At 64.6% G+C, this 9,366-nt stretch carries 8 protein-coding genes; 7 read left to right on the top strand and 1 reads right to left on the bottom strand.

The window, feature by feature from the left end:
* Positions 1–645 precede the first annotated feature (645 nt).
* On the top strand, positions 646–1,488 hold the full coding sequence (locus FM101_RS03790) for an urea carboxylase-associated family protein (protein WP_245806609.1): 843 nt from the start codon (positions 646–648) through the stop codon (positions 1,486–1,488).
* Positions 1,489–1,575: 87 nt separating this feature from the next.
* Here the strand turns inward: FM101_RS03790 and FM101_RS03785 are convergent, their stop codons facing one another.
* Positions 1,576–2,766, bottom strand: coding sequence for an ROK family transcriptional regulator (locus FM101_RS03785; protein WP_086995699.1), 1,191 nt, complete (start codon positions 2,764–2,766; stop codon positions 1,576–1,578).
* A gap of 245 nt (positions 2,767–3,011) precedes the next feature.
* On the opposite strand from FM101_RS03785, the gene FM101_RS03780 reads away from it, so the two are divergent.
* From FM101_RS03780 to FM101_RS03755, 6 genes are all read left to right on the top strand, one after another.
* Positions 3,012–3,740 (top strand): sugar phosphate isomerase/epimerase family protein, encoded by a 729-nt coding sequence (locus FM101_RS03780; RefSeq protein ID WP_086995696.1) that lies wholly within the window; start codon positions 3,012–3,014, stop codon positions 3,738–3,740.
* Positions 3,737–4,843, top strand: a complete 1,107-nt coding sequence (locus FM101_RS03775; protein ID WP_086995693.1) for a Gfo/Idh/MocA family protein — start codon at positions 3,737–3,739, stop codon at positions 4,841–4,843. Before FM101_RS03780 ends, FM101_RS03775 begins: the two co-directional genes overlap by 4 nt.
* Before the next feature lie 129 nt (positions 4,844–4,972).
* Positions 4,973–6,298, top strand: coding sequence for an ABC transporter substrate-binding protein (locus tag FM101_RS03770; protein ID WP_086995690.1), 1,326 nt, complete (start codon positions 4,973–4,975; stop codon positions 6,296–6,298).
* A 44-nt stretch (positions 6,299–6,342) separates the two neighbouring features.
* Positions 6,343–7,347: a carbohydrate ABC transporter permease gene (locus FM101_RS03765; protein ID WP_086995687.1), complete on the top strand. Its 1,005-nt coding sequence runs from the start codon at positions 6,343–6,345 to the stop codon at positions 7,345–7,347.
* Positions 7,340–8,179 (top strand): carbohydrate ABC transporter permease, encoded by an 840-nt coding sequence (locus tag FM101_RS03760; protein ID WP_086995684.1) that lies wholly within the window; start codon positions 7,340–7,342, stop codon positions 8,177–8,179. Before FM101_RS03765 ends, FM101_RS03760 begins: the two co-directional genes overlap by 8 nt.
* A gap of 32 nt (positions 8,180–8,211) precedes the next feature.
* Positions 8,212–9,333 (top strand): Gfo/Idh/MocA family protein, encoded by a 1,122-nt coding sequence (locus FM101_RS03755; protein WP_245806608.1) that lies wholly within the window; start codon positions 8,212–8,214, stop codon positions 9,331–9,333.
* Positions 9,334–9,366 lie beyond the last annotated feature (33 nt).

The raw sequence follows: 9,366 nt of genomic DNA, 5'->3' as shown, positions 1-9,366 counted from the left end.
TCAGAAACGCTACCAACTACGTGGACTCGCGCTACCGTCAAGCGCTACTCGCCAATAATGTGGGCCCGCATCGGTAGCTTCCACGCTGTTCTCGGCTGGAAGCTAATGGAAAGCCCGTTCAAACTGACAGGCGATTTGGGTGAGGTTTACGCATGTGCCGTCCAGTACGGCGGTAGTCGCCAAGGACATCGAGGTGGGTCCCCGGGTGAGGCCGGCACCGATGCCCCTCAGCCGCCCATACTCGGCGTAGGCGTCGTCAACGATAAATTGTGTGCGCGGAATCCCGTCCGCGACCAGAGCTGCCTTGAAGGCGGCGCAGCGGGATGGCAGCCTTGCTTGAGGAAGAGCTCGGCAACGTCCGCGGAAGCCACGGCCAAGTAATGGTGGTGCACCCTTGGGGTTTCGTGTTTCTTCAGGAACCCAAGACCTACATGTAGAACGTTTAGGCCGTGGCCCGATCATCGGCGCGCACGCTGATTGGCTGAATCCTCATGGTAGGCGCTGCTCATTTCTTGCTTGGCAGTTGTCAGGTCTTGTGGATATACAGGGTGAGCAACAACATGGGCGGGTAACTGGTTGCCGGCCCGATCCGTGTCTGGCGGTGTTTTGCCTTTTCAACATCCAACCTCGCTACCAGGAGTTCTCATGACCCCAAATCCTCGATTGACTGAGGCCGCCTATCAGGGCAAAGCCCTGGAAATTGACTGCGAGTTCTATAGGCGGATTGGCGAACAGATGGCACAACGCACCCTGATCCGCGAGCTGACGGTCCAGATCCGTTCGGGGGAGGCGTGGGAGGTACCGGCCGGACATGTATGCCGGATTACCTCCGTCGAGGGCCCGCAGGTTGGAGACCTGAACTTCTGGAACCGCCACGATCCCCGCGAGCGGTTCTGGGCGGCGCGCACCCGTCAACTTCAGGCCGCGCATCTGAGCACCTACGACCGCCTCTGGTCGACCCTGCCATTCTTGAGGCCCATGGCGACGATTGTGGGGGATACCTTAGCGGATTATGGCGCCGATGCCGATGGTGGACGGTTGCACGACACCCTGGGTACGCGGTGCGATCCCTATGTTTCGCAGATGCTCAACGACGTCGACTTCGATTTCCACTGCCATTCGAATCTGGTACGCGCCGTGCTCCCGTTCGGGCTGACCGAGTTCGACGTCCATGACGTCCTCAACGTCTTCCAATGCACCGGATTGAATGATCGAGACGAGTACTTCATGAAGACCTGCCCGGCCCGGCCGGGGACTATTTCGAATTCTTCGCCGAGCAGGATTTGTTGGCCGCACTGTCGGCGTGCCCCGGCGGGGGACTTGTCCCAGCCCATGTTCGGTGCCGGGACGGAAGACCCGGTAGAGAACTGCCATCCCCTACAGGTAACTGTCTACGCCCTCGATGAGGAACTGGCCCGTGGGTGGTCCGAGCCGGAGTCACCGCGCTATCGAGGCGCTCACGGTCTGCGCGCGCAGTCCTGGGGCTAGGCGCGCGTGCCTGCCAGCAAACGCTCGTCAGGAACCCGGTGTAGCGAGACCGGCTGATATGGCAGCCGCATCACCTCTATTTCGGGGCTAGCCAATAGGCATCTCGATGGCCTTGGGCGAGAGCGCGAACTCTGAGGCCAAGGCCACCGCGCCCAAAACGCCGGCGTGGGAGCCGGAGCTGGAGGTGATGATGCGCAGGTGCTTGGTGGCCAGGGGGAGCGAGCGCTGATAGACCACCTCTCGGATCCCTGCCAAGAGGTGCTCACCCACCTGGGCCAATGAGCCGCCGACGACGATGACCGAGGGGTTCAGCAGGCTGACGCAGGTGGCCAGGACACTGCCCAAATCCCGTCCTGCCTGACGCACCGCGGCAATGGCTGCGGCATCGCCGTCGCGCACTTGCTGGGCAACGAGCGAGGGGATGTTCTGTCCCGGTTTCGGGGTCAGGCCCAACTTCAAGGCGATGGCCGGACCGCTGGCAACAGCCTCCAGGCACCCGACATTCCCACAGGTACACAGCGTCTCTGGTCCGCCGGGGACGCGCACATGCCCGAGATCGCCCGCGGTTCCCTGGGCGCCGCGTTCGAGGTTTCCTCCGGCGATGATGCCGGCGCCGATGCCGGTGGCGACCTTGACGAAGAGGATGTCCTGATCGGTGGGGAGGTTCGCCTTGTGTTCGCCCAGCGCCATGATGTTCACGTCGTTATCCACGAGCACCGGGACGTCGTAGTCCTGATGCAGCCTCGCCGGCAGATCGTAACCGTCCCAGCCCGGCATGATCGGTGGACTGACCGGGCGGCCCGTCTGGAACTCCACCGGGCCGGGGAGGCCCACGCCGATGGCCGCAAGCTCGCTGGCCGTGCATCCCGCCTCGGCAAGTAGCCGCCCGATGGTCTGGGCCAGCCAACCTACGACGGCTTCGGGGCCGTCGGCGATGGGCAGCATCTCCCAGAATTCGGCCTTGACTTCCCCTGCGAGGTTGGCCAGTACGGCGCGGGCGTGGCTGGCTCCCAGGTCAGCGCCGATGACGACGCGGGCGTCGGGATTGAGCGCGAAGAGCGACGGTGGGCGACCGCCGGTCGAGGTGGAATCGCCGACCGGGGCGACGTAGCCGAGCTGCAGGAGGGTGTCCACGCGGGACGCCACCGTGGATCGAGCCATGCCGGTGACCTGCGCCAACTCGGCGCGAGTCCGGGGGCGTCCGTCGCGTAGCAACTGCAAGAATTCGCCGGCCTTGGCCAGGTCGGCCGTGCCGTTCTCCGCCGTGTCGATTGGCATGGTCCCTCTTCTCGTACGTCGTCGGTTGCTTGCAGCGATCATGCCAGTAGATTCGCCATTCCCCGTCTTGGGGACGAGGAGTGGCCGAGAATCACCTTATGAGTATATGTCTACATCTTTTGCTTGACGTTCGTCAAAAGTAATCGTACGCTCAATCCAACGTTGATGTGATCGCCATCACGGCAACGGTCGCATTAGCAGTAGCAGTAGTCCCGATAGTCCGCGCAACACCGAGGAGCCCTTTCATGACACCGTCCGTCCAGCTCTACACGGTTCGCGGCCATTTGGCCGAGGACCTTCCCGGAACGCTTGAAGCGATGGCCGGCATCGGCTTCACTCAGGTCGAGCCCTACGCGTTCGTCGAACGGGCCGCCGAATACGCCGAGCACCTGACCCGTCTCGGGCTCTCCGCTCCGACGGCACATGTGAAGCTCATCGACGCCGACCTGGACGCCGTCTTCGCCGCAGCGAAGCAACTGGGCATCTCCACCATCATTGACCCGCATATCGACGAGTCCCGCTGGACCAGCCGCGAATCCGTTGCCGGCATTGCCCGTGAGCTGAAGGGCATCGCTGCGAAGGCCGCCGACCACGGGCTGGCCATCGGCTACCACAACCACGCCTTCGAACTCGAGAACCGCATCGACGGAACCGCAGCCCTGGAGGTCTTCGCCGAGGAGGTGGGCGACGCCGTCGTCCTGGAGGTGGACACCTACTGGGCAGAAGTCGGCGGCGAAAGCGCCCCGGCGCTGCTGGGCCGCCTGGACGACCGGGTCAAAGCCCTCCATGTGAAGGACGGACCCAAGACCAAGAACGACAAGGAACAGGTAGCCGTCGGCGCCGGCTCCATGCCGATCGCCGAGATCCTCGCCGCCGCGCCCCAGGCACTCCGCGTCATTGAACTCGACGACTTCGACGGTGACGTCCTGCAAGCCGTCACCGATTCCTACAACTTCCTGGCAGGCACCAAATGAACACCAGCACCACAGGCGTCGGCATCGTCGGCGCAGGAACCATCAGCGACCAGTACCTGGAGAACCTAACCCGCTTCCCCGACCTGAAGGTCCTGTTCATCGCCGACCTCAATGAGGAACGCGCCGCCAGCCAGGCAGCCAAATGGGGTGTCCCGAACTCGGGCTCCTATCAGGCACTCTTGGAGAACGCCGACGTGGAGATCGTGGTCAACCTGACCATCCCGGCAGTACACGTGGAGGTCGCCCTCCAAGCGGTCCGTGCCGGCAAACACGTCTGGGGAGAGAAGCCCTACGCCCTGGACCGCGCATCAGGACGCGAACTCATGGACGCCGCCCACCAAGCCGGAGTCCGCGTCGCCGTCGCCCCGGACACGTTCCTCGGGGCCGGCCTGCAAACCGCACTGCGCGAGGTCCGCGCCGGGTCCATCGGCCAGCCGTTGACCGGGCTCACGCTCTTCCAGGTCCCCGGCCCCGAATCCTGGCACCCCAGCCCCGAATTCCTCTTCGCGCAGGGCGCCGGCCCCATGTTCGACGTCGGCCCCTACTACCTGACCACGCTGGTCCAGGTCTTCGGGCCGGTCCGCCGGGTCGCCGCCACCGCCTCCCAGGCTCGCCCCACCCGCACCATCGGATCGGGACCGAAGGCAGGCACCGAATTCCCCGTCGAGGTGCCCACCCATATCTCGGCATTGATCGAATTCGAATCCGGGGCGAGCGCACAATCGGTGTTCAGCTTCGACTCGAAACTCCCACGGGCCGGATTCGTCGAAATCGCCGGCACCGAGGGCACCGCAGTGTTGCCCGACCCCAATATGTTCGACGGCGCCACCACCCTCCACACCGGCGAGGACGATTCGCGGGTCATCGAGGCCGAAGGTTCGCTGTTCACCCGGGGGACCGGCGTCGCCGAAATGGCCCAGGCCCTGCGCGAAGGACGCCCAGAACGGGTTCCCGGCGCGCTGGCCTTCCACGTCCTGGACATCATGGTCTCCATTTCCGAAGCCGCCGGCACCGGCCAATTCGTCGATGTGACCAGCACGGTCGAGGCCTCCGAACCGCTGGATGCCGACTGGGACCCGTCGAAGGCCAGCAGCTCCGTCTGATCAAACACACCGGGCCAACCCCGGCGCATCCCTCCGTATCCACCCCAGCAACAGGCCACCTAGCCACTGCTTGCCCTGCACCTCACCGCACCCGGGCTCCGCCCGATGAGAAGAAAACGAGAAACCACCATGAAAACGACCAAGAAATGGGCAGCCGCCCTCTCCATTGGAACCCTTGTCCTGGGCCTCTCGGCCTGCGGCAACTCGGCTTCGAATGATGTCGGTGACGCCCAGGCTGGCGGAACCATCACCTACTGGGCCTCCAACCAGGGCACCTCGGTCACCGATGATGAACGCGTGCTCAAGGAGTCCATCGACCGCTACACCGAGGAGACCGGCACCAAGGTCGAGCTCGAGGTCATCCCGTGGAGCGACCTCTACAACCGCATCCTCACCGCCGTCTCCTCGGGCGATGGCCCCGACGTGCTGAACATCGGCAATACCTGGGCCGTTTCTCTGCAGGCCTCCGGCGCCTTCCTCCCCTGGGAGGGCGACGCACTGGAGAAGATCGGCGGGCAGGACCGCTTCGTCCAAACCAGCTGGGCCACCGGTGGTGCCGAGGGGGAAGCCCCGACCTCCGTTCCGCTCTACGGGCTGAGCTACTCGATGTACTACAACACCAAGATGTTCAAGGAAGCCGGCATCGAGAGCCCGCCGGCCACCTGGGATGACTTCGTCGCCGACGCCAAAAAGCTGACCAAGGACACCAACGACGACGGCAAAACCGATCAGTGGGGCGTTTCCCTGGCCGGTGCCTCGGTGACCAATAACGCCCACGCAGCGTTCATCCGCGGTCTACAGAACGGCGAGTCCCTGTACGACGCCGACGGAAAGCCGCAGTTCGCCGCCGACGGAGTGGTCAAGGGCGTGAACCAGTGGGTCCAGCTGATGGGCTCCGACGGTGTGGTCAACCCGTCCATGGCCGAGGCTCAGAACGGCTCCGACATGGTGGAGGACTTCGCGGCGGGAAAGTCGGCTATGTTCTTCGACCAGGCCCCCGGCAAGACCCTGAACGCCCGTGACATGAAGGACTATAAGGCAGCGCCGGTCCCGATGATGACCGCCGACGCCACAGGACTCGAAGGCACGCAGAGCCACGTGGCCGGGATCAACGTCTCGGTCTTCGACAACTCGGATAATAAGGCGGCAGCCGTCGATTTCGTGAAGCACCTGACCAGCGACGATGAGCAGAAGTACCTGAATAAGGAATTCACCGCGCTGCCCGTGGTCACCGCCGCCTACGACGATGAGGCCTTCCAATCAGACGAGATCACGCTGAAGAAGGACATCCTGGCCAACCATGCCCAGCCGATGCCGCTGTATCCCTCCGAAAGCCAGATGGAGACCCTGGTCGGCACCGCGGTGAAGAACCTCTTCGCCAAGATCGCCCAGGGCCAGAAGGTCAGTGAAGCGGACGTGAAGAAGGCGCTGGACAACGCGAATTCGCAGATGTAACCGTCTCCGCCCACCCCTCGTCGAATCCGCTGAAAGGACTGACCATGGGCCCCACCCTCGAAGCCGGCAAACGCCGTCGGGCCGCATCGGATCCGGGCACCCCCACCGCGGGGCGCCCGGCCCCGGCCGCAACGCCCCGCAAACGCAAGAAGGACCTGTTCCCGTATCTGCTCGTCGCCCCGGCGAGCATCATGGAACTGCTGATCCACATCATCCCCATGGCCCTCGGGGTCTGGATTGCGTTCATCGCGCTGACCCAGTTGAGCATCGCGAACTGGGTGCAGGCGAAGTTCATCGGATTCCAGAACTTCGTCGACGGGCTCAACCCCGCCGGTCCGATCGGCAGCCAGTTCTACGACGCCCTCGGCCGCACGGTGCTGTTCACCGTCATCGTGGTGGGCCTGGCCTGGAGCATCGGGATGTTCGCCGCGGTCCTGCTCTCCTCGAGCTTCCGGGGCCGCGGCTTCCTGCGGACCCTGTTCCTGGTCCCATACGCGTTGCCCAGCTATGTGGGCACCATCGCCTGGGCGTTCATGTTCAACCAGCGCGACGGCGTCATCAACCGTTTGCTGGTCGATGACCTGGGGATCCTGGACCACCGGCCGTTTTGGCTACTGGGTTCCAACGCCTTCTGGGTCATGGTGATCGTGACGGTCTGGCAGTTCTGGCCCTTCGCGTTCCTGATGCTGCTCGCCGCCCTGCAGAACATCCCCGGCGACGTTTATGAGGCCGCAGCGCTGGACGGGGCGAGCCTGTGGAAGCAGTTCACCAACATCACCCTGCCGATGATCCGGCACGCGAACACGGTGTTGCTGCTGATCCTCTCGCTGTGGATCTTCAACCAGTTCAACGTCCCCTACGTGCTGTTCGGGCCGGCCTCCCCACCGGAGGCAACACTGATCTCCCCGATGATTTACCAGCAGTCCTTCAGCAACTGGAACTTCGGCGTCGGTGGGGCCATGAGCGTCCTGCTGCTCATCGTGCTGCTGATCGCCTCCGCCTTCTACATCCGACTAGTCATGCCGAAGGGAAAGAGCACCGATGCTTGAAACCCGTGGATTCCGGATCCTGCGCACCTTCGGGCTGCTCGGACTCTCCGCGATCGTGATCCTGCCGCTGTATGTCGTGCTGATCACCAGCGTGAAACGGCTCGAGGATGTGCGCGGGCTCTTCACCTGGTGGCCCAGCACCATCACCCTCCAGCCCTATCTGGACATCTGGACGACCGTCCCGCTGGCCGACTACTTCGTCAACAGCCTCATCGTCACCGTCAGCGCCACCTTCTTCTCGGTCGTGCTGGCCATCATGGCCGCCTATGCCATCTCCCGTTTCGAATTCAAGGGGGCCCGCACGTTTTCCCTGGTGGTCCTGTCCACCCAGATGTTCCCGGGCATCCTGTTCCTGCTGCCGCTGTTTCTGATCTTCACCCAGATCGAACGGACGGTGGGGCTGCAGCTTTCGGGCAGCTACCTGGGCCTGATCCTGACCTACCTGACGTTCTCGCTGCCCTTCGCCATCTGGATGCTCACCGGCTTCTTCGCCTCCATCCCGCGGGCACTGGAGGAGGCGGCGATGATCGACGGCACCGGACGGCTCGGCGCGCTGATTCGGGTGGTCCTGCCGGTCGCGAGGCCCGGCATCGTCGCGGTATCGGTGTACTGCTTCATCACCGCCTGGGGCGAGGTGCTCTTCGCCTCGGTCCTGACGAACTCCTCCACCCGCACCCTGGCGATCGGGTTGCGCTCCTACGCCTCGCAGAACGACGTGTACTGGAATCAGCTGATGGCCGCCTCGGTGGTCGTCTCGCTGCCGGTCCTCATCGGCTTCATGCTCGTCCAGCGCCACCTCATCGCCGGGCTGTCCTCCGGCTCCGTTAAGTAACCCCCACCCGTCCATCTGCGCAGGAGACACCCGTGAGCAACACATCCACAGCACCGCTGAAAGTCGGGATCGTCGGCGGCGGCTTCATGGCCAGCACCCATGCCCGCGCCGCGCGGGCCGCCGGCGCCGAGATCGTCACCCTGATGTCCTCGGACCCCGACCGCTCCTCGGAAGCGGCCGCCAAACTGGGAATCCCACACGCATCGTCCTCCATCGAGGAGCTCCTGGACCGGGTCGACGTCGTCCATGTCTGCTCCCCGAATGCCGTGCATGCGGCCCAGGCACGTGCGGCCCTGGAAGCAGGCAAACACGTGGTCTGCGAAAAACCGCTGGCCACCGGCCGGGAGGAAGCCGGGGAGTTGGCCGAGCTCGCGGCCCGCACCGGGCTGACCGCCACGGTCCCCTTCGTCTACCGCTTCCACCCCATGGCCCGGCAAGCCAGGCACCAGGCAGCCGATGGCGGGATCGGGCGTCTGCTCACCGTGCGGGGAAACTACCTGCAAGATTGGATGCTCTGCGACCAGGAAACCAACTGGCGGGTGGACCCCGTTTTCGGGGGACCCTCCAGGGCCTTCGGCGATATCGGCTCCCATCTGGTGGACCTGCTCGAATTCGTCTCGGGCGAACGCATTGCCCGGGTCAACGCCCGGCTGGGGATCGCCCACCCCACCCGTGGGGGAGAGGTGGTGGAAACAGAGGACTCGGCCGTGTGCATCGTGGAGATGGCCGGCGGCGCCATCGGCAGCCTCATGGTCTCCCAGGTCGACGCCGGCCGGAAAAATGCCCTGATGCTCGAAATTGCCGGAACCCGGGGATCCGTGGTCTTCGACCAGGAGCACCCCGACGAACTCTGGCTCGGCGGCCGGGCCGGTTCCACCCTCTTGGCCCGCGACACCCCGCAACTGGTCCCCGATGCCCAGCGACTCTCCACCGTTCCCGCAGGGCATCCCATGGGCTACCGTGATGCCTTCGCGGCCTTTGTCGCCGATACCTACGATCACATCGCCGGCGGATCGCCTGCCGGGTTGCCGACCTTCGCCGATGGGTTGCGGGCCAGCGTGATCACCGACGCGGTACTGGCCTCCGCAGCCACCGGCCGATGGGTGGACGTCTCAGCGGCCACCGACCACCGTGCCGTGCAGCTGAGCCAATGACCCCGATCCCTGATTTTCGACCCATTGTCCCCG

Origin of the sequence: Arthrobacter rhombi (assembly GCF_900163545.1) — a bacterium.
In the GTDB taxonomy this organism is placed as follows: domain Bacteria; phylum Actinomycetota; class Actinomycetes; order Actinomycetales; family Micrococcaceae; genus Arthrobacter_H; species Arthrobacter_H rhombi_A.
This window is presented reverse-complemented; position numbering and strand designations above follow the sequence as displayed.